This window comes from Streptomyces seoulensis, assembly GCF_022846655.1.
Taxonomy (GTDB): domain Bacteria; phylum Actinomycetota; class Actinomycetes; order Streptomycetales; family Streptomycetaceae; genus Streptomyces.
In genome coordinates this window covers 3493228-3516487 of record NZ_AP025667.1, presented here as the reverse complement: position 1 = coordinate 3516487, position 23260 = coordinate 3493228, and the positions used below count along the sequence as shown (strand labels likewise).

Here is a 23260-nt window from a genome sequence, read left to right as displayed (position 1 = left end):
TAGGCACGGGAGGAACAGTGCGGGACCTGACGCGGCACAGCGGTGCGGCACCCGCCCCCCGGACTCCCCCGCCGGGCTGACCCCGCCGGCCGCAGCCGCCGTCCGCCCGTCCCGGATTCGAGGAGATGCCCCATCGGCCCTCCCCCCTGTGGGACCAGGTGGCCTCCGCGCCGCGGCGCGCATCTCCCCGTCGACCGGAACCCGCCTGTACAGGCGTATGTCAGAAAGAGGCAGAGCACACATGAGCAGCAGCATCGAGGACCCGATCGACGAACTGACGGTCACGCCTCCCAAGACGTGGGCGACGGGTGTCCCGGCCGTGACGCACGCTCTGGAGTACTCCCTGAGCCAGACGTCCCCCCGGCGCACCATGCTCACGCTGCTGAACATCAATCAGATCGACGGCATCGACTGCCCCGGCTGCGCGTGGCCCGAGGACAAGAAGCGGCACTTCAACGAGTACTGCGAGAACGGCGCCAAGCACATCAACGACGAGGCCACCTCGCGCCGCGTCACCCGTGACTTCTTCAAGCAGTACTCGATCGCCGAGCTGGACTCGAAGTCCGACTACTGGCTGAACCAGCAGGGCCGGCTGACGGAGCCCATGGTGAAGTGGCCCGGCGCCACCCACTACGAGCCCATCAGCTGGGAGAAGGCTTTCGAGGTCCTCGCCAAGGAACTCAAGCAGCTCACCTCCCCCGACGAGGCGATGTTCTACGTCTCGGGCCGCCTGAACAACGAGGCCGCCTTCCTCCTCCAGCTCTTCTCCCGCGCGTTCGGCACCAACAACCTGCCGGACTGCTCCAACATGTGCCACGAGTCCACCGGCTGGGGCCTGGGCGCCGCGCTGGGCATCGGCAAGGGCAGCGTCTCGCTGGACGACATCCACAACTCCGACCTGATCTTCCTGGTCGGCCAGAATCCCGGCACCAACCACCCGCGCATGCTGGCCGCGCTGGAGGAGACCAAGCGCAACGGCGGCGAGGTCGTCGCGGTCAACACCCTCCCCGAGGCCGGTCTGATGCGGTTCAAGCACCCGCAGAAGGCGCGCGGTGTGATCGGCAACGGCACGCAGATCGCCGACCAGTTCGCGCACATCCGCGCCGGCGGCGACATGGCCCTCTTCCAGGGCCTCAACAAGCTGCTGCTCGACGCCGAGGACGCCGCGCCGGGCACCGTGCTCGACCACAAGTGGATCCAGAAGAACTCCCGCGGTTTCCTGGAGTTCACCGAGAGCGTCCGCAAGATCTCCTGGGACGACATCCTTCTCGCCACGGGCATGACCATGGACGAGATCAAGGAGATCCACGAGCGGGTCATGAAGAGCAAGAGCGCCATCGTCTGCTGGGCGATGGGCGTGACCCAGCAGAAGCACGGTGTCGCCACCATCCGCGAGATCGTCAACTTCCTGATGCTGCGCGGCAACCTGGGCAAGCCCGGCGCCGGCGTCTGCCCCGTCCGCGGCCACTCCAACGTGCAGGGCGACCGCACGATGGGCGTCTGGGAGCAGATGTCCGACGCGTTCCTGGACGCGCTCGGCAGCGAGTTCGGCTTCGAGCCGCCGCGCCACCACGGCTACGACGCCGTGCAGGGCATCCGGGCGATGCACGAGGGCAAGGCCAAGGTCTTCCTCGGCGTGGCCGGCAACTTCGTCCGGGCCACCCCGGACAGCGAGTACACCGAGCAGGCCATGCGCAACTGCAGCCTGACCGCGCACATCTCGACCAAGCTCAACCGCTCCCACACCGTCTGCGGCGACACCGCGCTGATCCTGCCCACCCTGGGCCGCAGCGACCGTGACATGCAGAACGGCGTCGAGCAGTGGATCACCGTCGAGGACTCGATGAGCGACGTCCACCGCTCGCACGGCAAGCTGCCCCCGGCCTCCAAGCACCTCCTCAGCGAGGTCGCCATCATCAGCCGCCTGGCGCTCGCCACCATCGGTGACAAGTACGGCATCCCGTGGAAGTCCTTCGAGGCCGACAACGACAAGGTCCGTGACCGGATCTCCCGTGTCGTGCCGGGCTTCGAGAACTTCAACGAGCGCATCCGCCAGCCCGGAGGCTTCAACCTGCCGAGCCCGGTGAACAGCGACACGTTCCCGACCCCCAGCGGCAAGGCCGAGTTCTGGGCCAGCCAGTTCGAGATGCCGCACGTGCCCGCGGGCCACCTGCTGCTCCAGACGTTCCGCTCGCACGACCAGTGGAACACCATCTGGTACGCGCCCAACGACCGCTACCGGGGTATCCACAACGCCCGCCGCGTCGTCATGGTCAACCCCGCCGACCTGGAGCAGTTCGGCTTCCGGGACGGCGACATGGTCGACCTGGTCAGCGTGTGGACCGACAAGGAGCGCCGCGCCGAGAGCTTCAAGGTCGTCGCCTACCCGACGAGCCCCGGCTCCGCCGCCGCGTACTACCCGGAGACCAACGTGCTGGTCCCGCTGGACAGCGTCGCCGACATCAGCAACTGCCCGACCTCCAAGGGCGTGCTGATCCGGCTGGAGCCGTCCCGCATCCCGGCCCCCGGCCTCGCCGGCTGACCGGCCCCCGGCCTCCCCTCCCGACGGTCCGGGAGGGGATGTGAGCCGCGGATGGCCCGGTACCCGCTGCCCCGGCGGGACCGGGCCATCCGTGGATGCCACCGCCACCCGCACCACCTCCGCGGGCCCCGGCGTACGACCGACCCGCCCCGGCACCGGCCGACCCCCGGCCCGTCCCGGCGGCCCCCTCCGCCCCCGACCCCGGCCGGCACGCCGTACCCCCGCCGGTCCCGGACGGTGAACCGGCGCCCCGAAGACCCGTCCGTTGCCCCATCGCGTGACCCACGCGTACAGAAAGGCACTTCACGGCATGCCCGCTTCCCGCACCGCGCACGGCTGGCTCCCGGCGGCCGGCGCGGTGTTCGCCGCAGGATGGGGCGCGAACCAGTTCACCCCGCTCTCCTCGGTGTACCGCACACGCGAGCACTGGCCCTCCCTCCAGGTCGCCCTGATGTTCACGACCTACCTGGCCGGCTTCCTGCCCGCGCTCCTGACCGGCGCGCACGCCGCCGGCCGCTTCGGACGGCGCCGCGTGGTGCTGCCCGCACTGCTGCTGTCCGCCGCCGCCAGCGCGCTGCTGGCCGCGGCCGCCTTCTTCCGCCCGGCCGCCTACGCCGGACGGCTCGCCACCGGAGTCGCGGCCGGACTCGTCATCTCCGTCGGCGGCGCCTGGCTGCGGGAACTGTCCGCCGGTGCGGGCCCCACCAAGGCCGCGCGCCGCGTCACCTGGTCCACCGGCGCCGGCTTCGCCGCCGGAGCCCTCGTCGCGGGCGTCGTCGCCCAGTGGCTGCCGCACCCCCTGCTGCTGCCGTGCCTCCTGCACTGCCTGCTCGCCCTGGGCGTCCTGGTCGCCCTGCGCCGCACCCCGGACACCACGCCGCCTCCCGTACCGGACGACCCGTACGGCCCCTGGCCGCCCGCCGCCGCCCACCCCCGCTTCGTGCGCGTGGTGCTCCCGGCGGGGCCGGCCGTCTTCGCCGCCTCCACCGTCGCCTACGTCGTACTGCCCCCGCTGGTGGCCGAACGGACCTCCGGCTACGCGCCGCTGTTCAGCGGACTGGTCACCGCCCTGACGCTGCTCACCGGCCTCACCGTCCAGCCGCTGGCCGAACGCCTCGACCACGCCCACAGCGCCCGCGCGACCCTCACCGCGATGGCGACCGTCATCTGCGGACTGCTGCTGAGCGCCCTCGCCGTCCACTACGGCTCCATGGGCCTCGTGCTGCTCGCCGCCGTCCTCCTGGGCGCCGGATACGGGCTCACCCTCGCCTCGGGACTCCGCGAGATCGAACGGCTGACCAGGCCGCGCGCCTGTCCTTCCACCGTCTCCCTGTACCACGGTGTCACCTACAGTGGATTTCTCACCCCACTGCTGCTCGCCGTGACCGCAGGAGCCGCCCCCTACCCCGCCCTGCTGGCGGGTCTGGCCGCCATCGGCCTACTGTGCCTGATGATCACCGCGTGGCACAGCCGCCGGCACCTTCCCTGACCCGCGGGAAGCGACGGCTGCGCGAGGCGCAGACCCGCCGCCGACCCGACCGAACCGACCCCGGCGGCCCAGGCACGGCCCGGCCCGCCGACCCCACACAACCGGCTCCACCGGCGATCACATCCCCCGGCCGGAGCCCGAGGAGAGGAACAAGACCATGGGACGAGTGACCGTGCGGCGTCGAGTGCTCCGCATCCGCGACGGCGTGGCCTCGCACCGCCCGGACACCCTCGCCGCCGAGGAGCCGATGGAGATCCGCGTCGGCGGCCGCCCCCTCACGGTGACCATGCGCACCCCCGGCGACGACTTCGACCTCGCCGCCGGCTTCCTGGTCAGCGAGGGCGTCGCGCACGCCGAGACCGACGTGGCCGGCATCCGCTACTGCCTGGGCGCCACCGACGACGGCAGCAACACCTACAACGTCGTCGACATCGTGCTCGGCCCCGGTGTCGAGGCCCCCGACGCCTCCCTGGAGCGCAACTTCTACACCACGTCCTCCTGCGGCCTGTGCGGCAAGGCCAGCCTGGACGCCGTGCGTACCGTCGCCGCCTGGTCCGTCGCCGACGACGAACTGCGGATGAGCCCGGAGATGCTGGCGACCCTGCCCGAGAAGCTGCGCGCCGCCCAGAAGGTGTTCGACAGCACCGGCGGCCTGCACGCGGCCGGTCTCTTCTCCTCCGAGGGCGAGCTGCTCTGCCTGCGCGAGGACGTGGGCCGGCACAACGCCGTGGACAAGGTCGTCGGCCACGCCCTGCGCTCCGGCATGCTGCCGCTGCGCGGCTGCGTCCTGATGGTCAGCGGGCGCGCCTCGTTCGAGCTGGTGCAGAAGGCGGTCATGGCCGGCATCCCGATGCTCGCCGCCGTCTCCGCGCCGTCCTCGCTCGCCGCCGATCTCGCCGCCGAGAGCGGCCTGACCCTGGTCGGCTTCCTGCGCGGCGACTCGATGAACGTCTACACCGGCGCCGAGCGCCTGGAGCCGCAGCCCGTCGCCTGACCGCGCCCGCCCCGGTGGCCGCGCCGCACAGGGCGCGGCCACGGCCGGTGCTACGCCAGCGGCAGCGCGGGCCCGCCGGGCAGCCGCTCCAGGGCACCGGCCACGTCCGTCTCCCTGGCGACCTCGGTCAGGGCGCGGGCCATCACCGACCCCGGCTGCTGGGACGTCGTCACCAGACCGACCGGCACCGTCCAGTCCGGCTCCACCAGCGGCACCGCCCGCATGCCGTGCGGCACACCGAACACGTGCAGCCAGGCGTGCGGGACGACACTCGCCCACCGGCCGGTCCTGACGTGCGCGAACAGAGCGGCGACGGAGTCCGTCTCCACCCTGGGCGTCGGCTTCGCCCCGGCCTTGGCGAACACGTCGTCCAGCACCCGCCGGCCCTGCATCGACTCGTTCAGCAGGCACAGCGGGAGCCGGGCGGCCTCCGCCCAGGTCGCCGTCGACTGATGCGCCAGACCGTCGGCCGCGGTGATCAGCAGCACATAACGTTCCTCGTACAACGGAATGGCGTGGAAATGCCCCGAAAGTTCTTCCGGCAGATACGTGATTCCGGCGTCGATCTCGAAATTCTGGAGCTGGCGGAGAATGTCCTCCGACTGGAGGTCCGCTATCACTTCCACGGTGACGAGCGGATGCTCCGTGCAGAACGGACCGGTCAGCAGGGAGACGGCGGCGGACGCCGTCGGCACCGAGCCGATCCGCATCCGGCCGCTCAGTCCGCAGCGCAGGGCGCCGACCTCGTCCCGCAGCGCGTCACGGTCCGCGAGAATCCGCTGCGCCCACACGACGATGCGCTCGCCCTCCGGGGTGAGCCCCTCGTACTTGCGGCCGCGGCGGACCAACGGCACGTCAAGCTCGTCCTCCAGCTTCCGGATCGCTTCGGAGAGCGCGGGCTGGGAGACGGAGCACGCCTGGGCGGCGCGGGCGAAATGGTGCTCCCTCGAGAGAGCGACGAGGTATTCGAGTTGGCGAAACAGCACGTCATGGGTGTACCCGACAGCCGGGCGAAAAGCCAATCGGCGCAGCGGCCCGCCCGCCGCCGGCCCACCGCGCGGACGTCCGCCGAGCCGGGCGGACACGGCGCGGAGGCATCTTCCGCCGCTCGAAGACCGTATGCGAATTCACACATTGCCGGACTTCTCTTCGGGCTTTCCGGTAATTCACCGAGTCTATTGAGTGAGGGTCTGCGCCCTCCCCGATTTGCTAGAGTTAGTAATCTATGACCCGCGGCAACACCTCTCAGCTCATCGCTGGACTGGCCCGTGTTCTCTCGCCACGCGGCTCGTTCGCCATGGCCAAGGTCAGCGGGGCGCTCCCTTTCGCGCTGCGGGCCGCGCTCACCATGGCGCTGCCCACCCTGCCGCTGGTGCTGCTCGGCCATCCGAACCTCGCCGTCTTCCCGGCCCTCGGCGCATTCACCATCACCTTCGAGCGCAGCCTGCCGCTGCGCCGCCGCAGCCGGCTGTGGATGCTCGCGCTGGTGGCCCTCGCGATGACCGCCGCCGTGGGACTCGGCTCCCTGCTGGCCGTCTGGGTGGGTCCCTCGGGGCCCTGGAACCAGGGTGTGGCCGCCGTGGTGGGCATGGCGGCGGTCGCCGGACTCGCCAAGTTCGGCTGTGACTACGCCGGGCTGCGCGGCCTCGGAGCCGTACTGCTCCTGGTCGCCTTCGCCATCACCGCCGAGGGCACCCCCGCCCTCACCGACGTACTGCCCCACACCGCCCTCACCGCGCTCGGCGCGGCCATCGCCTGGCTGGTGTGCCTGCCCAACTCTCTCCAGCCCCAGCGGCTCCAGCGGCTCGCGCTCGCGGACGCCCTGGAGTGCTTCGCCCGCGCCCTGGAGGCCGCCGGGCCGATCGAGACCTCCAAGGCCCGCCACCAGGCCATCGTGGCGGCCCTGCGGGCCTACCACGCGCTCAACGACCCGGACGACAGCGACGGCGTCATCGGCATCACCCGGCGCCCCTCCGGGCGGCCCACCTCCACCGGCTACTCCGCCGACTACGTCTGGGCCCTGCTGACCACCGACACCTGGCGCGACGCCGAGGGCGCGGTCGTCGCCGGCCACCTGCGCGAGCAGGCGCGGATGCTCTCCGACCGCCGCTGGCACACCCTGCTGCCCCTGCCGGAGGAACTGCTCGACGGCTCCGGCCACGCCCACACCGGCGACACCACGCCCGGCCGTCCCGCCACCGTCGTCCCCGCCCCGCCCGAGCCCCGCCCGCCGGTGCCGCTCGCCCCGGCCGCGCCGGGCGAGGACAAGCCGGGCAGGCCGCGCGGGCGGCGCCGCCGCCGGGCCGCCGCCCTGCTGCCGACCGCCGTACGGACCTTCGTCGGCACCGCCGCCGCGGGCGGGATCGCCCTCTTCCTCGGCGTGGGTCACAGCTACTGGGCCGCGATCTCCGCCGCCGCCGTGCTGCACTCGATCAACGTGTGGAGCACGATGCAGCGGGCCGTGCAGCGCACCCTCGGCACCGCCGTCGGGCTGCTGCTGACCAGCGCCGTCCTGGTCCTGCACCCCGGCCCGGTGGCGATCATCTGCCTGATCATCGTCTTCGAGTTCTTCCTGGAGTACGTCGTCGCCCGCAACTACGGCCTCGGCGTCATCTTCCTCACCCCGCTCGCCCTGCTGCTGAGCGAGCTCTCCTCGCCCGTCTCCGCCTCGCGGCTGCTGCACGACCGCGTCATCGGCAGCGTCATCGGCATCAGCGTCGGCCTGATCTGCGCCCTGCTGCTGGTCCACGGCCGCGCCGCCGTCCGGATGCGGGAAGCGCTGCACCTGTGCACCGTGGTGTCGGACCAGGCCGAGCACGCCCTGCACAGCACGGCCACCCGGCGCCGCGTGGCCCAGGTGCAACTGGCCGCGAGCGCAGTGGAGCTGTACGAGGCGAAGGAGGCCGCGAGCGGCGAACTGAAGCCGACCGGCGTCGATCCCGCCGCCATCGCCGCCGCCGAGCACCGCGCCTACGACCTGCTGGGCAGGCTCAGCCGTGCCGTACTCGCCGACGACCGCGCCAGACGCGGCCGGGGCCGCCGACGCCCCGGAGCCGTCCCGCCCCGCCGCCCCCGCCCGGCCTCCGCCGACAACGCCGCCCGCCCCGACGCGTGAGAGCCGGGTGCCGGATCCCTGTCCCGCACCGGCTCGCGGATCGTGAGCCGCAAAGGCTCAGCTTTACTCCCACAAAGCGATCCGCGCCGGGCCGTCGAGGAGTGCGGCACGGGGAATTCGCGGGATTAGGCGCGCCCGATGCGAACGGGCCGCGCCGTCGGCGCGAATCCGCGTGACACGCCGCCGGCAGCGTCTATGTTCGTCTCGCGTGCAAGCCGATCAGAAAGCAGGTTTCCATGACCGAGACACAGCCCGTCGTCGCTCCTCCGGCCAGGGCGGCGCTATTCCTCGTGGTCACCATCGACGAGGGCGGCGAGGACACCGTACGAGGCTTGCTGGAGGACGCGCAGTCGCTGCGCCGCTCCACCGGATATCGCGATCCCGACGCGGAGTTGAGCTGTGTCGTCGGCATAGGGTCGGCGGCCTGGGACCGCCTCTTCACCGGGCCGCGCCCCGCGGAACTGCACCCCTTCGTCGAGCTGGACGGCGGACGCCACAAGGCCCCCGCCACCCCCGGTGACCTCCTCTTCCACGTCCGCGGCCGCCGCATGGACGTCGTGTTCGAGCTGGCCCGGCAGTTCGCCCAGCGGCTGAAGGGCGCCGCCACGGTCGTGGACGAGGTGTACGGCTTCAAGTTCTTCGACGACCGCGACCTGCTCGGCTTCGTGGACGGCAGCGCCAACCCCGAGGGCCGGCGCGCGGCCGACTCGGTGTACGTCGGCGACGAGGACCCGGACTTCGAGGGCGGCAGCTACGTCATCGTGCAGAAGTACCTGCACGACATGGACGCCTGGCACGGCCTGTCGACGGAGGAGCAGGAGCGGGCCATCGGCCGTTCCAAGCTCGCCAACATCGAGTTCCCGGACGACGTGAAGGCCCCCGACTCGCACGTCATGCTGAACACGATCGAGGGCAAGGACGGCCGCGAGCTGAAGATCGTGCGCGAGAACATGCCGTTCGGCACCATCGGCGACGACGAGTACGGCACGTACTTCATCGGCTACGCCCGTACACCCGACGTCACCGAGCAGATGCTGCGGAACATGTTCCTGGGCCGGCAGCCCGGACAGCACGACCGGATCCTCGACTACTCCACCGCCGTGACCGGCTGCCTCTTCCACGTCCCGACCGCCGACTTCCTCGACGCGCTCCCCGCGGCCCCGGAGAAGAGGACGGCCGAGCGGGACATAGCCCTCGACGCCTCGTAGACGCAACACGCCTGAACGGACGGCACCGGCCCTCTCCCAGGGCCGGTGCCGTCCTTTCGTCCAGGCCCCAACCCCCTTGCCAGCGGACGCTGATCGGAACCAGGACGCACCCATGTCGCCTCTCTCGCACGGCACTTCCCAGCAGCCGGACGAACCCGCCCTCGCCGTCAACCCGTTCTTCGGGCAGGCGAACCCGGTCAGCGGAATGACCGAGGACCCGCCCAAGCACCGCCTGGCGGACCGGCCGCTGGCCCCCGACACCGCCTACCAGGTCGTCCACGACGAGCTGATGCTCGACGGCAACGCCCGGCTGAACCTCGCCACCTTCGTCACCACCTGGATGGAGCCCCAGGCCGGGCGGCTGATGGGGGAGTCGCGCGACAAGAACATCATCGACAAGGACGAGTACCCGCGCACGGCCGAGCTGGAGCGGCGCTGTGTGGCGATGCTCGCCGACCTGTGGAACGCGCCCGACCCCTCGCAGGTCGTGGGCTGTTCGACCACCGGCTCCAGCGAGGCGTGCATGCTCGCCGGGCTCGCCATGAAGCGCCGCTGGACCACGCGCAACTCCGACCGCTATCCCGGCAGCGCCCGCCCCAACCTGGTCCTCGGCATCAACGCCCAGGTCTGCTGGGAGAAGTTCTGCAACTACTGGGAGGTGGAGGCCCGCCAACTCCCCATGAAGGGCGACCGGTTCCACCTCGACCCGCACGAGGCGGTCGAGCTGTGCGACGAGAACACCATCGGGGTCGTCGGCATCCTCGGCTCCACCTTCGACGGCTCCTACGAGCCCATCGCCCAGCTCTGCGCCGCCCTCGACGACTTCCAGGAGCGCACCGGCCTCGACATCCCGGTCCATGTCGACGGTGCCTCGGGCGGGATGATCGCGCCGTTCCTCGACCCGGACCTCGAATGGGACTTCCGGCTCCCGCGCGTGGCCTCCATCAACACCTCGGGCCACAAGTACGGGCTGGTCTACCCCGGCGTCGGCTGGGCCCTGTGGCGGGACAAGGCGGCGCTGCCCGAGGAGCTGATCTTCCGGGTCAACTACCTCGGCGGCGACATGCCGACCTTCGCCCTCAACTTCTCCCGCCCCGGCTCCCAGGTCATCGCCCAGTACTACACCTTCCTGCGCCTGGGCCGCGAAGGGTTCCGCGCGGTCCAGCAGGCGACCCGTGACGTCGCCATGTCCCTGGCGCGGAGGGTCGAGGACATGGGGGACTTCCGCCTGCTCACCCGGGGCGACCAGTTGCCGGTGTTCGCCTTCACCACCGCCGACCACGTCACGTCGTACGACGTCTTCGACATCGCCCGCCGCATGCGCGAGACCGGCTGGCTGGTGCCCGCGTACACCTTCCCGCCCGACAGGCAGGACCTCGCCGTGATGCGCGTCGTGTGCCGCAACGGCTTCACCCGCGACCTCGCCGACCTGTTCGCGCGGGACCTCGCCCGGCTGCTGCCCGAACTGCGCAGCCAGCCGCACCCGATGGTCGGGGACCGGCAGGCCGGGACCGGCTTCCACCACTCGGAGAACCGCGAGGAGCGGTAGCCCGTCAGAAAGCTTCCGTGTACAGGCATTTGCCCGTCGCCCCACGCCGTCCGCGCGCCGTGGGGCGACGCCGTTCCTGGTCACGGCCGCCGACACGTGACCTAGGCTGGGGCGCACTCGCGCCATGCGCACGCAGCGAGTCGACCTGGGACACAGGGAGTTGTGATGAGCCAAGACACGTCGGGACGATCCGTCGACGACGCCGGGAAACCGGCCCCGGAGTTTCATCCCTACCACCACCCGGCGGCGGGCTGGGGAGCGGCCAAGAGCGTGACGCGCTTCCTGATACGCGAGCGCGAACTCCTCGAAGGCCCCCGGGCCATCCAGAAGATGAACCACGAGGCCAAGGGCTTCGACTGCCCCGGCTGTGCCTGGCCGGACGACCTCAAGGGCCTCAAGCTCGACATCTGCGAGAACGGCATCAAGCACGTCACGTGGGAGATGACTCACAAGCGCGTCGGCCCCGCCTTCTTCGCCGCCCACACCGTCGGCGAACTCGCCACCTGGAGCGACGCCGCGCTGGAGGACCAGGGCCGCCTCACGCACCCGATGCGCTACGACGCGGACACCGACACCTACGTCCCCGTCTCCTGGCAGGACGCCTTCGAGCTGGTCGGCCGCACCCTGCGCGGACTCGACAGCCCCGACCAGGCGGCGTACTACACCTCGGGCCGCCTCGGCAACGAAGCCACCTTCCTCTACCAGTTGATGGCGCGTGAGCTGGGCACCAACAACCTGCCCGACTGCTCCAACATGTGCCACGAGGCCAGCGGCCGCGCCATGCAGGCCGCCCTCGGCACCGGCAAGGGCACCGTCGACCTCGAGGACTGGGAGAAGACCGACGCCCTGTTCATCATCGGGGTCAACGCCGCCTCCAACGCCCCCCGCATGCTCACCTCGCTCGCCGAGGCGTACAAGCGCGGCGCGAAGATCGTGCACGTCAACCCGCTCGTCGAGGCCGCCGCGACCCGCACGATCATCCCGCACGACTTCGTGGACATGGCGCTGAACCGCGCCACCCCCACCAGCTCGCTCAACCTCCAGGTCCGCATCGGCGGCGACATGGCCCTGCTGCGCGGCATGGCGAAGGCGATCATCGCCGAGTCGGAGACCGACCCCGAGGCGCTGGACCAGGAGTTCATCGACCGCCACACCTCGGGCTTCGACGCGTACCGCGCCGTGTGCGAGGCGACGCCCTGGGAGGAGCTGGAGCGGCAGTCCGGGCTCAGCCGGGCCGAGATCGAGTCGGCCGCGCGCGTCTACCGCGACGCCGACCGCGCCATCTTCAGCTGGTGCCTGGGCGTCACCCAGCACGAGCACGGCGTCGACACCGTCCGGGAGATCGTCAACGTCCTGCTGCTGCGCGGCAACCTGGGCCGCGAGGGCGCCGGCCCCTCCCCGGTGCGCGGGCACAGCAACGTGCAGGGAAACCGCACCTGCGGCATCGACCACCGGCCGTCCAAGGAGTTCCTGGACCGGCTGGCCGAGGTCTGCGAGATCGACCCGCCCCGCGAGCACGGCCTCGACACCGTCAACACCATCGAGGCCATGCACGCCGGTGACCTCAAGGTGTTCGTCGGCATGGGCGGCAACTTCGCCCTCGCCGCGCCGGACAGCGCCTACACCTTCGACGCGCTCCGCAAGTGCGAACTGACCGTGCAGGTGAGCACCAAGCTCAACCGCAGCCACCTGGTCCACGGCAAGCAGGCGCTCATCCTGCCCTGCCTCGGCCGCACGGAGAAGGACAAGCAGGCCACCGGCGAGCAGGGCACCTCGGTCGAGGACTCGATGTCCATGGTCCACCTCTCGGTCGGCATGAAGCGCCCCGCCTCCGAGCACCTGCTCTCCGAGCCGGCGATCATCGCCGGGATGGCGCGGGCCGCGCTGCCCGAGAGCGCCACCCCCTGGGAGTGGTACGTCGAGGATTACGACCGCATCCGCGACACCATGGCCAAGGCGCTGGAGGGCTTCGAGGACTTCAACCGCCGGGTCCGGCTGCCGCTCGGCTTCCGCATCGAGCAGCCCGCCCGCGAACTGGTCTTCCGCACCCCCTCCGAGCGCGCCGAGTTCTCCAGCCCGGGTCTGACCGACGTCATCCCGGCGACGGGCATGCTCAAGCTCGGCACGATGCGCTCCCACGACCAGTGGAACACCACGATCTACTCGGACGACGACCGCTACCGGGGGGTCAAGAACCTGCGCACGCTGATCTTCATGAACGAGGAGGACATGCGCGAGCGCGGGCTGAAGCTCTTCGACGAGGTCGACATCACCAGCATCGCCAAGGACGGCAGCAAGCGCGGCGTCCACGGCTACAAGGTGATCCCGTACGACATCCCGGAGGGCTGCGCGGCCGGGTACATGCCGGAGATGAACGTCCTCTGCGCGATCGGGGACTACAGCACCCAGAGTGACCAGCCGTTGATGAAGAACGTCAACGTGATGGTGACGCCCGTCGCTTGAGGCGGAAGCACGAGGCGGAAGAGCGAGCGGCCGGTTCCCCCCGTGGGAACCGGCCGCTTTTCCGTATCGCGGCGCCTTCAGAAACCGATCTCGATCGAGCGCCGGGTTCCCGCCTGGGATTTCGGCAGTCGCACCGTGAGCACGCCGTCGGAGAGATCGGCCTGAACGGCGTCGACATCGACGTCACCGGGTACCCGCACGCCGTAGGAGAAACTGCCCGACCTGCGGCGCAGTGCCTTTCCCTCGGTGTTCTCGTCGAGCGAGCCGTGAATGTGGAGTTCGCGGCCGTCGACCTCGATGTTCACGCTGTCCCGTGGAATTCCCGGCAATTCGGCGCGCACCAGATAGGAGTCGCCCGCGTCCTCCTCCTCGACCAGCGGCATCCAATGCCGGGTCGGCTCGGCCGGCTGTGCGGACTGCTCCACCAGGCGGCTGACCTCGCCCCACAACTGCTGGAGTTCCACCACGGGATCGTGTCCGGCCCACCAGGCCGACCTCGCAACGCCCGCACGTTCGCTCATGCCCAGACTCCCATGCCCTGGCTCCGATTCCGTCTCCACCGGCCGGTTCGCATTCCGAGTCTAGGCAGAATGCGCTCGGTCCGCGCGGGCAACGGAGCGTGACCGGTGAGGGGTGTCCGCTCGCGTGCGTATAAGGAGTGCGCACAAGGGTGGGGAGAGGGAGTGGGAGGCCCCGGCAAAAGGGTGGGGGAAAGCCCGGAAACCCTTGGGGGAGCCCGCTGTCCTCGGGTTGCGGAGCCCTGGACATCGGGGTTCAGTGAAAACCTGATCCGTCGCGCACCAGGAGCTGCCATGTCGATGTCGTTCGGTTCACCGTTCGGTTCCTCCGACCCGTTCAGCGACCTGCTGAACCGGTTCTTCGGCATGTCACCGGCGTCATCACCCCCCGCGGTCCAGCGAGTTCCCATCGGCCGGCTGCTGACGGAGTCCTCGCAGGAACTGCTCAACCTGGCCGCACGGAAGGCCGAGGACGACGGCACCTCCGACCTCGACACGCAGCATCTGCTGTGGGCCGCGACCAAGGTCGAGCCCAGCCGCAGGCTGCTCGCCCAGGCCGGGGTCGACCCCGACAAGCTCGCCCAGACGATCAGCGAGGTGCTGCCCGGCGAGTCCGGCACCCCGTCCGCCGAGCCGGGCCTCACCCCCGCCGCCAAGCGCACCCTCGCCGACGCCTTCGCGCAGTCCCAGGCGGCCGGCAACTCCTACATCGGCCCGGAGCACATCCTCGCCGCCCTGCTGGACGACGCGGACTCCGGCGCCGGTCGGCTGCTCTCCTCCGAGGGCGTGGACGGCAGGAAGCTGGCGTCCCGCACAGAGCAGGCAGCCCGGCACGACCAGGCGCGCGGCGGAGGCCAGGGACCCACCAGCACCCTCGACGAGTTCGGCCGCGACCTCACCGAGGAGGCCAAGCAGGGCAAGCTCGACCCGGTGGTCGGACGCGCCGACGAGATCGAGCAGACGGTCGAGATCCTCTCCCGCCGCTCGAAGAACAACCCGGTCCTCATCGGCGAGCCCGGCGTCGGCAAGACCGCCATCGTGGAGGGCCTGGCCCAGCGCATCGTCATCGGGGACGTCCCCGAGACCCTGAAGGACAAGCGGGTCGTCGCGCTCGACATGTCCGGACTGGTGGCCGGTGCCCAGTACCGCGGCCAGTTCGAGGAGCGACTGAAGAAGGTCATCGAAGACGTCCAGGCGTCCGAGGGCGAGATCATCCTCTTCATCGACGAGCTGCACACCGTGGTCGGCGCGGGCGCCACCGGCGAGGGCTCGATGGACGCGGGCAACATCCTCAAGCCCGCCCTCGCGCGCGGCGAGCTGCACGTGGTGGGCGCGACCACCATCGACGAGTACCGCAAGTACGTCGAGAAGGACGCCGCCCTCGAACGCCGCTTCCAGCCCGTGATGGTGCCCGAGCCGAGCGTCGCGGAGACCGTGCTGATCCTCGAAGGGCTGCGCGACGCCTACGAGGCCCACCACCAGGTCCGCTACGAGAACTCGGCGCTCGAGGCCTGCGCCGGGCTGTCCGACCGGTACATCACCGACCGCTTCCTGCCGGACAAGGCCATCGACCTGATGGACCAGGCAGGCGCGCGGGTCCGGCTGCGCAGCGCGGCCCGCTCCACCGAGGTCGTCGCCCGCGAGGACAAGATCGCCAAGCTTCAGCGCGAGCTGGACGAGGCCGTGTCGGGGCAGGACTACGAGAAGGCGAACGACATCAAGGGCAAGATCGCGGAGGTCGAGGCCGAGGTCGCCGGGATCGAGGAGCGGCGCGAGGGCGTCATCACCGTCACGCCGAACGACATCGCGGACATCGTCTCCCGCCGCACGGGCATCCCCGTCTCCCAGCTCACCGCCAGCGAGAAGGATCGGCTGCTCAGGCTGGAGGAGGAGATGCACGCCCGCATCGTCGGGCAGAACGAGGCCGTCACCGCCGTGTCCCAGGCGGTGCGCCGCAACCGCGCCGGCATGGGCGACCCGGACCGTCCGGTGGGCTCCTTCCTGTTCCTCGGCCCCACGGGTGTCGGCAAGACCGAACTCGCCAAGGCCCTCGCCGAGCTGCTGTTCGGCGACGAGGACCGCATGATCCGCTTCGACATGAGCGAGTTCCAGGAGAAGCACACCGTCTCCCGCCTGGTCGGCGCGCCTCCCGGATACGTCGGCTACGAGGAGGCCGGCCAGCTCACCGAGAAGGTCCGCCGTCAGCCGTACAGCGTGATCCTGTTCGACGAGATCGAGAAGGCGCACCCGGATGTCTTCAGCACGCTGCTGCAGATCCTGGACGACGGCCGGCTGACCGACGGCCAGGGCCGCACCGTCGACTTCCGGCACACCGTCATCATCATGACGTCGAACATCGGCGCCCATCTGATCCTGGCGCACCAGGGCGACGTCTCCGAGATCAAGGACGAGCTGCTGGAGGAGCTGCGCGGCCGGTTCCTGCCGGAGTTCCTCAACCGGATCGACGACATCATCATCTTCCACAGCCTCACCGAGGACGACCTCTCCGAGATCGTCGACCACCTGCTGGACCAGACCCGGCGCCGGGTGAAGGCTCAGGGGATGCAGCTCGAGGTCACCGAGGCGGCGAAGAAGCTGCTGATCGCCCACGGCCACCAGCCCGAGTTCGGCGCGCGGCCGCTGCGCCGCACGATCCAGTCCGAGCTGGACAACCGCATCGCCGAGCTGCTGCTCAGCGGCCAGGCCGAGCCCGGAGACACGATCGTCGCCGACGTGAAGAACGACTCGCTGCACGTCACCGTGCGCGGCTCGGGCGACGAGAAGTCCGAGAAGAAGGACGACAAGAACGGCGAGGCCGCCGGGAAGAAGGCGGCCGCCAAGAAGACCGCGTCGGGTGGCAGGAAGAAGGCCGAGTCGAAGGACGCCGACACCAAGGACGCCGAGGCGAAGAAGGACTGACGGCGCCCCTCCGTCGCGCGGGCGACCGCACGGCGACGACCCCGAGCGCTGCGTTCCGGCGCCCGGGGTCCTCACACAAGGAGAACCCCATGGCGCACCATCACAAGTCCAACAAGGAAGTCGAGGGCGACCCCGACTACGGCCACGGCCGCGGCCTGCCCCGCCGCCCGGACGAGACGGAACTCCAGGAACGCACCCAGGAGGACCGGCGCGACGTCGGACTGCCCGAGCGGAAGCAGGAGAGCCCCGAGCGGGCTTACGAGCAGGAGCGCGCCGAGATCGACCGCCAGGTGGACCGGGGCGAGGTGGAGACCGGCGACCTGACGCGCAGGCAGCGTGAGGAGGAGGACCCCTTCCCGCCGTCCCACTACGACGGCTGATCCCCTCCCGGTACACAAGAGCCTGGGCGGACCGGACATGAATCCGGTCCGCCCAGGCTCGTTGTCGCCTCAGCCCTCGTCGCCCGGCGTGCCCAGGGACACGACGACCGCGGTGGCCTCGCCGTCCGGGGCGTCGTAGCTGACGGTGTCGCCGGGGGCGCGGCCCAGGAGCGCGCGGCCCAGCGGGCTGTCGGAGGTGACCAGCTTCGGGTCGCGGGCGTCGGCGATCTCGCCGATGTGCAGCGTCTCCGTGCTGTCGTCCGCGAACCGCACGGTGACCGTCGTACCCACCCCGACCACGTCGGTGGGCACCGGCCCCGCGAGGTCGGCCTGGCGCAGCCGGTCCTTGACACGGTCGATGCGCTCGTCCAGCCGGTTGAGCTGATCGGCCCGCTGGATCTCGTCGGCCTGGTCGGCGCGGTCGCCGACCTCGTCGGAGTCCTTCAGCGTCGCGGCGACCGTCTTGCGTTCGTCGTGCAGATCGGACAGTTCCTGCTCGAGCGCGCCACGGGCTTCGGCGCTGATCGGCTCGGGGTCACCGGTCATTCCTGCTCCAGTGCTACAGGCGGGAAGTGCTGGACAGAAGCACACTAGTTGCGCTCCCACGCCACATCCAGTCGGACGGGGTGCGAGCCGTGGGGCGGGTGGTGCGGACGGTTCACGTCTCGGGCACCCACGGCCGCTGCCAGGGCGGGCTGCCCGCCACCAGCGCGTCGGCCTGGGGCGGGCCCCAGGAGCCGGGCGGGTAGGGGTGGACCGGCGGGGGATAGGTGAGGAGGGGCTGGACGATGCGCCAGCACTCCTCCACCGCCCGCTGCGGGGCGAAGTACTTGTCGTCGCCGGTCAGCGCCGCGTACAGCAGTCGTTCGTACGGGGCCAGCGGCTTGCCGAGCTCGCGGGCGAAGATGGTGTCCAGCGGGACCAGCCGCCAGGCCGACGCCTCGTCCAGCGCGCAGAGCTGGAGCCGCATCCCCGCCTCGGGGTCGATGCGCAGCACGATCTGGTTGCCGGCGACCCGGCCGGCGTCGGGGAGGAAGCCGAGCCGGGGCGGCTCACGCAGGATCAGCCGCACCTCGGTCACCCGCACCGGGAGCTTCTTGCCCGCCCGGATGAAGACCGGCACCCCGGCCCACCGCCAGTTGTTGATCTCCAGCCGCAGCGCCGCGTACGTCTCCGTGGTCGATCCCGGTGCCACGCCCGGCAGTTGCTGGTAGCCGACGTACTGGCCGCGCACGTACTCGTGCACGTCGGCGGCCGGCATGGCGCGCAGCACCTCGATCCGCTTGTCCCACAGATCGGTCGCGCTCGGCCCGACCGGCGGGTCCATCGCCACCAGGGCCAGCACCAGCAGCAGATGATTCTGGATCACATCGCGCAACGCGCCCACGTGGTCGTAGAAAGCGCCGCGCTGCTCGACGCCGAACTCCTCGGCCATCGTGATCTGGATGGCCACCACGCTGTCGCGGTGCCACAGTTCGGCCAGCGCGGAGTTGGCGAACCGCAGGTACTCCAGCTCGATGACGGGTTCCTTGCCCAGGAAGTGGTCGACCCGGAGGATCTGGTTCTCGTCCAGCACCGCCGTCAGCCTGCGATCCAGCGCACGGGCCGAGGCCAGGTCGTGCCCGAACGGCTTCTCCAGCGCCACCCGCGCCTGCCCCAGCAGCCGGGCGCGGGCCAACTGGTCCACGATCGGCGCGAACAGCGAGGGCGGCGTCTCCAGATAGAACAGCGGACGCCGGCGCCGCCCCAGCACCTGGGCGAGCCGTTCGTAGGTCCCGGAGTCGTCGAGGTCTCCGGACACATAGGCCAGCCGGGCGGCCAGCCGGTCGAACACCGCGTCGTCGACCGATCCCTCGGCCTCCCGCACCGCCTCGCGGGCGAACCCGGCCAGCTCCTCGCCGCTCATCTCCCGCCTGCCGACCCCGATCACCGGGCAGTCGAGCAGCCCACGGCCCGCCAGCTTGTACAGCGCGGGAAACGTCATCTTCCGCGCGAGATCCCCGGTCACCCCGAAGATCACCAAGGCGTCGGCTTCCCAGGTTCCGGCCATCGGCTGGCTCCTCACCCTCGCGGCGGGCGCCCGCGCGGGCGGGACCCCTTGGCTTCGGTCTCTCGTATCGTCCGTGCCCCGGACCCGGCGCGCGAGTCGGGGCGTGCGCTCCGGCGGGCTGTGCTCGCGGGGCATACCGGCATGTATGGTGTCGGGCACGCGGGGCAGGTGATCACCCGTCCCCGTACCGAACGTGTCCGACCACGCCAGAAGGAGGCCCGCATGTCCTCGAAGCGACGCCGGAAGAAGAAGGCCCGCCGCAAGAACGGCGCCAACCACGGCAGCCGGCCCCAGTCCTGAAGGACGGCCGCACCGGGCCCGGTCACCTCACCCGAGGCGACCGGGCCCGGCCCTTTTCCGGCCCCCGCAGATCCGGCTGCGGTCCCCGGACCTGCGGCCGGAGTCGTCCCCGGCCGGGCGTCACGGGCGGCGGTCGGCACGGCGCGGGCGAGGTGTACCGCGCGCTGCCCCCGCGGAAACGGCGCCGGTACCCGCGCGGCGCCGGATCCCCCGTACGGACCGGCAGCGCTGGCCGCCGCGCCGCGCACGGCCGATTCTGGGAACGCGGCACGCCGTGATCTCCGCCACGGAGGAGGGTTACTGTCCGGCTATGAGCGAACAGGGTGAACCCGGAATGGAACGAGGGCCGAACGCGGGCAAGGGGCCCTACCTGGACGCCCGTGTGGGCTCCGCGGGCGGGCCCGGCGCGGGCGGATCGACGTTCACCGTCCTCGTGGCGGCCGCCGCCAACTTCGGCGTGGCGCTCGCCAAGGCCGTCGCCGGTGTGCTCAGCGGCTCCAGCGCCATGCTCGCCGAGGCCGGGCACTCCGTCGCCGACACCATGACCGAGGCCCTGCTCTTCGTCGCCCTCAAGCGCAGCAAGAAACCCGCCGACGAGGACCACCCCCTCGGCTACGGACCCGAGCGGTACATCTGGGCGCTGCTGGCCTCCGTCGCCACCTTCGTCGGCGGTGGCGTCTTCGCCGTGTACGACGGCATCCACGCGCTCACCCACGACGAGAAGCCCGGCAACCCGACGATCTCCTACATCGTCCTCGCCGTCGCCTTCGTCCTGGAGGGACTGTCGCTGCGCACCGGCTGGCGGCAGGCCACCGGACGCGCCCAGCACTTCCGCGTACCGATCCTGCGCTACCTCCAGCACACCCCCGACACCGCCGTGAAGGCCGTCGTCATGGAGGACTCCGCCGCGCTCGTCGGTCTGGTGCTCGCCGCCCTGGGCCTGCTCGGCGGCCAGCTCACCGGCTCCGGGGTCTTCGACGGCATCGCGTCCATCCTCATCGGTGTGCTGCTGGTCGTCGTGGCCTACGTCCTCGGCCGCGCCAACACCGAGCTCCTCGTCGGCCGCGCGCTGCCCAAGCCCATGCGGGAGGCAGTACGCAGGGAACTGCTCTCCGTGGCGGCCGTCCAGGACGTGATGGAGCTGACCACGGTGGTGCAGGGGCCGGGGGAGATCCTGATCGCCGCCAAGGTCGACTTCCGGGACGTCTCCACCTCCGCCCAGATCGAGTGGGCCTGCGAGGAGGCGGAGACCCGGCTGCGCACCCTGATCCCGGCGGTCAAGCGCGTCTACCTGGACCCGACCCCGCCGCGCCCGGCCCCGCCCCCCGTCGCGGAGTGACGGGCGCTCATGCCGGCTGGGGCACCATCCGGTGCAGGCCCCGGCGGTCGTAGTAACGGGTCGCCGCGAAGCCGAACGCCAGGGCCACCACGAAGCCCACCGCGATCATCAGCCAGCCCCGGCCGAGCCCGGCGTCGGCACGGGCGTCGAAGTACAGGATCGATCGCACCCCGGCCGCCAGTTGGCGCATCGGCTCGAAGGCGCCGAGGAACCGGTAGAAGCCCGGCACCGCCTCCAGCGGCACGGTGGCGCCCGAGGACGGCAGCGCGAACGCGATGAAGACGAACATCGACACGAGCTGACCCAGGCTGCCGAAGGCCGCGTTGATCGCCTGCACCCCGAGCCCGACCGTCAGCGTCGCGCAGTACGAGAACACCCACAGCAGACCCGGATGCGGGGCGTCCATGCCGAGCGCGACGATCGTCGCCAGCATGATCAGCGAGGTGGTGAGCAGCGCGAGTCCCGCCGTCATCACCATCTTCAGCACCAGCGTCTGGGTCCGGCTGATGTCGACCGTCGGACGGCGCGAGTGCCAGGGACCGATCTCGGTGTCCGCGTAGCCGAGCGAACTGTCGACACCGTTGTGGATGACGTTGCCGCCGATGAACCCGGCCAGCACCAGCAGCAGCGCGTAGTAGAAGGCGCTCAGCCCCAGACCGCTGTGGGCGCCGATCGGATGGCCGACCTCGGTGCGCACCTCCACCGGGTCGGCGATCAGCACCCTGGTCGCCGCGCTCGCCCGCTTCACCTGCGGGGACGCCGACAACTGCTCGCCGACCGCGACCGACACCCGCTGCGCCGCGTTCTGCGTGATCCGCCCCGCCAGCGAGGAGGCCAGGCTGCCCACGCCGGGGTTGGTGAGCACGGTCAGCGTCGGCCGGGCCTTCGCGTCCGCGGTGGGCAGCGCGGCCACCGTCGCGGTGAAGTCCGCCGGGATCACCAGGGCGCCGTACACCTTGCCCGAGGTCAGTGCGTCCCGCGCCTTCGCCCGCGACATCGGGCGCCAGCGCACCCGGTCGTCCGAGGAGCCGGAGGAGAGGACGGAACGGGCCGCCTGCGTGCCGACGTCGGCCTTCTGGCCCGGCAGCGGTCTGCCGTCGTCCATGTTCACCAGCGCCACCGGCATCCGGTGCAGGCTGCCCTCGGGGGTGAGGATGCCGCCCATGTACAGCAGCGACAGCACCAGCGCGACCAGCCCGCTGAGCACGGCGGGCATGAGCCACAGCTTCCACCGCCCCAGCAACCGCACCGCGCTCACCGTCGGTCCGGACGCGTGCGGGGGCATCCCGGAAGCCATACCACTCCAAGAGGTGCAGTCGGCGGCAACCGCCGAACGGGCGGCGGCGAGTGGCCCGCACCGCACGTTCGGCCGCCGGACCGCACCGCCTGCGGACGCAAGCCGACGATAGATCCCGCACACCGGAACATCCCGCCGCGACACCCGCCGCCCGCACCCCGTCCCGCCGGGCCGCGCGCCCGGCTCCCCGTCCCTCGGCGGGCGCGCCGCCCCCTCGGTCGCTAGCGTGTTGCCGACGGCGGCCCGCCGTGGGCCCCGGCCGGAACGGACCGTTTCCGCAGACGGGAAGGACCCTCCCATGGGCCGACGCAAGGATCTCGGACTGCTGGCCGTGCGCCTGGGCACCGGCGGCGTACTGGCCGTACACGGCGCGCAGAAGCTCCTCGGCTGGTTCGGCGGCGGGGGCATCGCCGGCACGGCGAAGGTCATGGAGTCCCTGGGCTTCCGCCCCGGCACACCGAGCGCCATCGCGTCCGGCGCCGCCGAGCTGGGCGGCGGAGTCCTGCTCGCCCTCGGTCTCGCCACGCCCGCCGCCGGTGCCGCGGTGGCCGGCGGGATGTCCGGCGCCGTCTCCGTGCACCGCCCGGCCGGGTTCTTCGCCACCGCGGGCGGCTACGAGTATCCGGCCTACCTGGGCTTCGTCTCCGCGACCATCGGGGTGACCGGACCGGGCCGCTACTCCCTCGACCGCCTCCTCGGCTACCGCCTCGACCGGCCCCGGCTGGTCCTGCTCTCCTTCGCGCTGAGCGCCGCCGCCACCTCGGTCGTCGTGGCCCGCCGCGAGACGGCGCTCGCTGCCCAGCAGCAGGAGCACAAAGAGCCGCACATGCCATCGTGAAGTACGTGATCGCCTGGATCGTGCGGCACGGAACCCGGTCTCGAAAGCCGGGTTCCGTGCCGTTTTCCGGTAATCGGAAAGCTTTATGCCGGGTGCCGTTTGTCAGGTGCTGACGAAAGCGTTTCCGAGCCTGGTCCCAAATAGCCGCTCGGCCTTTGTTTTCAAGGGGTGCGCGTCGCGTGGCGGGTGCTGATACGCCGACATACTCTGGCCTAAAGCTCCATATATACGTATGGACGCACGCCTCGACGGCGGAAGG

At 71.1% G+C, this 23260-nt stretch carries 17 protein-coding genes; 12 read left to right on the top strand and 5 right to left on the bottom strand.

The features are described from left to right. Positions 1 to 241 precede the first annotated feature (241 nt). From HEK131_RS16210 to fdhD, 3 genes are all read left to right on the top strand, one after another. The gene (locus HEK131_RS16210) at positions 242 to 2542 is read left to right on the top strand and encodes an FdhF/YdeP family oxidoreductase (RefSeq protein ID WP_244335847.1); all 2301 of its coding nucleotides are present in this window, start codon (positions 242 to 244) and stop codon (positions 2540 to 2542) included. Between the two features lie 310 nt (positions 2543 to 2852). Beyond that, on the top strand, positions 2853 to 4031 hold the full coding sequence (locus HEK131_RS16205; protein ID WP_244335846.1) for an MFS transporter: 1179 nt from the start codon (positions 2853 to 2855) through the stop codon (positions 4029 to 4031). Between the two features lie 157 nt (positions 4032 to 4188). Next, positions 4189 to 5025 (top strand): formate dehydrogenase accessory sulfurtransferase FdhD, encoded by an 837-nt coding sequence (gene fdhD, locus HEK131_RS16200; protein WP_244335845.1) that lies wholly within the window; start codon positions 4189 to 4191, stop codon positions 5023 to 5025. Positions 5026 to 5075: 50 nt separating this feature from the next. On the opposite strand, the gene HEK131_RS16195 is transcribed toward fdhD, so the two are convergent. After that, positions 5076 to 6011 carry a LysR family transcriptional regulator gene (locus HEK131_RS16195; protein ID WP_217462174.1) on the bottom strand — a complete coding sequence of 312 codons (936 nt, stop codon included), beginning with the start codon at positions 6009 to 6011 and terminating at the stop codon, positions 5076 to 5078. Between the two features lie 239 nt (positions 6012 to 6250). On the opposite strand from HEK131_RS16195, the gene HEK131_RS16190 reads away from it, so the two are divergent. From HEK131_RS16190 to HEK131_RS16175, 4 genes are all read left to right on the top strand, one after another. Further along, positions 6251 to 8140, top strand: coding sequence for an FUSC family protein (locus HEK131_RS16190; protein ID WP_244335844.1), 1890 nt, complete (start codon positions 6251 to 6253; stop codon positions 8138 to 8140). A 236-nt stretch (positions 8141 to 8376) separates the two neighbouring features. Beyond that, a complete protein-coding gene (locus HEK131_RS16185; protein ID WP_244335843.1) occupies positions 8377 to 9348 on the top strand; it encodes a Dyp-type peroxidase in 972 nt (323 codons plus the stop codon). 112 nt (positions 9349 to 9460) lie between these two features. Beyond that, positions 9461 to 10897, top strand: coding sequence for a glutamate decarboxylase (locus HEK131_RS16180; RefSeq protein ID WP_244335842.1), 1437 nt, complete (start codon positions 9461 to 9463; stop codon positions 10895 to 10897). A 165-nt stretch (positions 10898 to 11062) separates the two neighbouring features. Beyond that, a complete protein-coding gene (locus tag HEK131_RS16175) occupies positions 11063 to 13360 on the top strand; it encodes an FdhF/YdeP family oxidoreductase (protein ID WP_244335841.1) in 2298 nt (765 codons plus the stop codon). A 77-nt stretch (positions 13361 to 13437) separates the two neighbouring features. On the opposite strand, the gene HEK131_RS16170 is transcribed toward HEK131_RS16175, so the two are convergent. After that, a complete protein-coding gene (locus HEK131_RS16170) occupies positions 13438 to 13824 on the bottom strand; it encodes an Hsp20/alpha crystallin family protein (RefSeq protein WP_244335840.1) in 387 nt (128 codons plus the stop codon). Positions 13825 to 14172: 348 nt separating this feature from the next. Between HEK131_RS16170 and HEK131_RS16165 the strand changes: the two genes are divergently transcribed. Next, entirely contained in the window at positions 14173 to 16797 is a 2625-nt protein-coding gene (locus tag HEK131_RS16165) for an ATP-dependent Clp protease ATP-binding subunit (protein WP_244335839.1), read from the top strand. An 89-nt stretch (positions 16798 to 16886) separates the two neighbouring features. Then, positions 16887 to 17177 carry a hypothetical protein gene (locus HEK131_RS16160; RefSeq protein ID WP_217462163.1) on the top strand — a complete coding sequence of 97 codons (291 nt, stop codon included), beginning with the start codon at positions 16887 to 16889 and terminating at the stop codon, positions 17175 to 17177. 69 nt (positions 17178 to 17246) lie between these two features. Here HEK131_RS16160 and HEK131_RS16155 read toward each other — a convergent pair whose 3' ends face one another. Both HEK131_RS16155 and HEK131_RS16150 read right to left on the bottom strand, forming a co-directional pair. After that, positions 17247 to 17723, bottom strand: coding sequence for a GreA/GreB family elongation factor (locus HEK131_RS16155; protein WP_244335838.1), 477 nt, complete (start codon positions 17721 to 17723; stop codon positions 17247 to 17249). Between the two features lie 112 nt (positions 17724 to 17835). After that, entirely contained in the window at positions 17836 to 19227 is a 1392-nt protein-coding gene (locus HEK131_RS16150) for a glucose-6-phosphate dehydrogenase (protein WP_217462161.1), read from the bottom strand. 222 nt (positions 19228 to 19449) lie between these two features. Between HEK131_RS16150 and HEK131_RS30320 the strand changes: the two genes are divergently transcribed. Further along, positions 19450 to 19527 carry a 50S ribosomal protein bL37 gene (locus tag HEK131_RS30320; protein WP_370443954.1) on the top strand — a complete coding sequence of 26 codons (78 nt, stop codon included), beginning with the start codon at positions 19450 to 19452 and terminating at the stop codon, positions 19525 to 19527. 310 nt (positions 19528 to 19837) lie between these two features. Continuing rightward, positions 19838 to 20866 (top strand): cation diffusion facilitator family transporter, encoded by a 1029-nt coding sequence (locus HEK131_RS16145; RefSeq protein WP_244335837.1) that lies wholly within the window; start codon positions 19838 to 19840, stop codon positions 20864 to 20866. Between the two features lie 7 nt (positions 20867 to 20873). On the opposite strand, the gene HEK131_RS16140 is transcribed toward HEK131_RS16145, so the two are convergent. Continuing rightward, the gene (locus HEK131_RS16140; RefSeq protein ID WP_244335836.1) at positions 20874 to 22163 is read right to left on the bottom strand and encodes a YhgE/Pip domain-containing protein; all 1290 of its coding nucleotides are present in this window, start codon (positions 22161 to 22163) and stop codon (positions 20874 to 20876) included. Positions 22164 to 22461: 298 nt separating this feature from the next. On the opposite strand from HEK131_RS16140, the gene HEK131_RS16135 reads away from it, so the two are divergent. Next, the gene (locus HEK131_RS16135) at positions 22462 to 23001 is read left to right on the top strand and encodes a DoxX family protein (RefSeq protein ID WP_217462159.1); all 540 of its coding nucleotides are present in this window, start codon (positions 22462 to 22464) and stop codon (positions 22999 to 23001) included. The last annotated feature ends 259 nt before the right edge of the window (positions 23002 to 23260 follow it).

What these genes read in the sequence shown, in the direction of transcription:
- HEK131_RS16210 (WP_244335847.1), top strand. Translation starts at nt 242, where the DNA reads ATGAGCAGCAGCATCGAGGACCCGATCGACGAACTGACGGTCACGCCT.
- HEK131_RS16205 (WP_244335846.1), top strand. Translation starts at nt 2,853, where the DNA reads ATGCCCGCTTCCCGCACCGCGCACGGCTGGCTCCCGGCGGCCGGCGCG.
- fdhD (WP_244335845.1), top strand. Translation starts at nt 4,189, where the DNA reads ATGGGACGAGTGACCGTGCGGCGTCGAGTGCTCCGCATCCGCGACGGC.
- HEK131_RS16190 (WP_244335844.1), top strand. Translation starts at nt 6,251, where the DNA reads ATGACCCGCGGCAACACCTCTCAGCTCATCGCTGGACTGGCCCGTGTT.
- HEK131_RS16185 (WP_244335843.1), top strand. Translation starts at nt 8,377, where the DNA reads ATGACCGAGACACAGCCCGTCGTCGCTCCTCCGGCCAGGGCGGCGCTA.
- HEK131_RS16180 (WP_244335842.1), top strand. Translation starts at nt 9,461, where the DNA reads ATGTCGCCTCTCTCGCACGGCACTTCCCAGCAGCCGGACGAACCCGCC.
- HEK131_RS16175 (WP_244335841.1), top strand. Translation starts at nt 11,063, where the DNA reads ATGAGCCAAGACACGTCGGGACGATCCGTCGACGACGCCGGGAAACCG.
- HEK131_RS16165 (WP_244335839.1), top strand. Translation starts at nt 14,173, where the DNA reads ATGTCGATGTCGTTCGGTTCACCGTTCGGTTCCTCCGACCCGTTCAGC.
- HEK131_RS16160 (WP_217462163.1), top strand. Translation starts at nt 16,887, where the DNA reads ATGGCGCACCATCACAAGTCCAACAAGGAAGTCGAGGGCGACCCCGAC.
- HEK131_RS16155 (WP_244335838.1), bottom strand. Translation starts at nt 17,723, where the DNA reads ATGACCGGTGACCCCGAGCCGATCAGCGCCGAAGCCCGTGGCGCGCTC.
- HEK131_RS16150 (WP_217462161.1), bottom strand. Translation starts at nt 19,227, where the DNA reads ATGGCCGGAACCTGGGAAGCCGACGCCTTGGTGATCTTCGGGGTGACC.
- HEK131_RS30320 (WP_370443954.1), top strand. Translation starts at nt 19,450, where the DNA reads ATGTCCTCGAAGCGACGCCGGAAGAAGAAGGCCCGCCGCAAGAACGGC.
- HEK131_RS16145 (WP_244335837.1), top strand. Translation starts at nt 19,838, where the DNA reads ATGAGCGAACAGGGTGAACCCGGAATGGAACGAGGGCCGAACGCGGGC.
- HEK131_RS16140 (WP_244335836.1), bottom strand. Translation starts at nt 22,163, where the DNA reads ATGGCTTCCGGGATGCCCCCGCACGCGTCCGGACCGACGGTGAGCGCG.
- HEK131_RS16135 (WP_217462159.1), top strand. Translation starts at nt 22,462, where the DNA reads ATGGGCCGACGCAAGGATCTCGGACTGCTGGCCGTGCGCCTGGGCACC.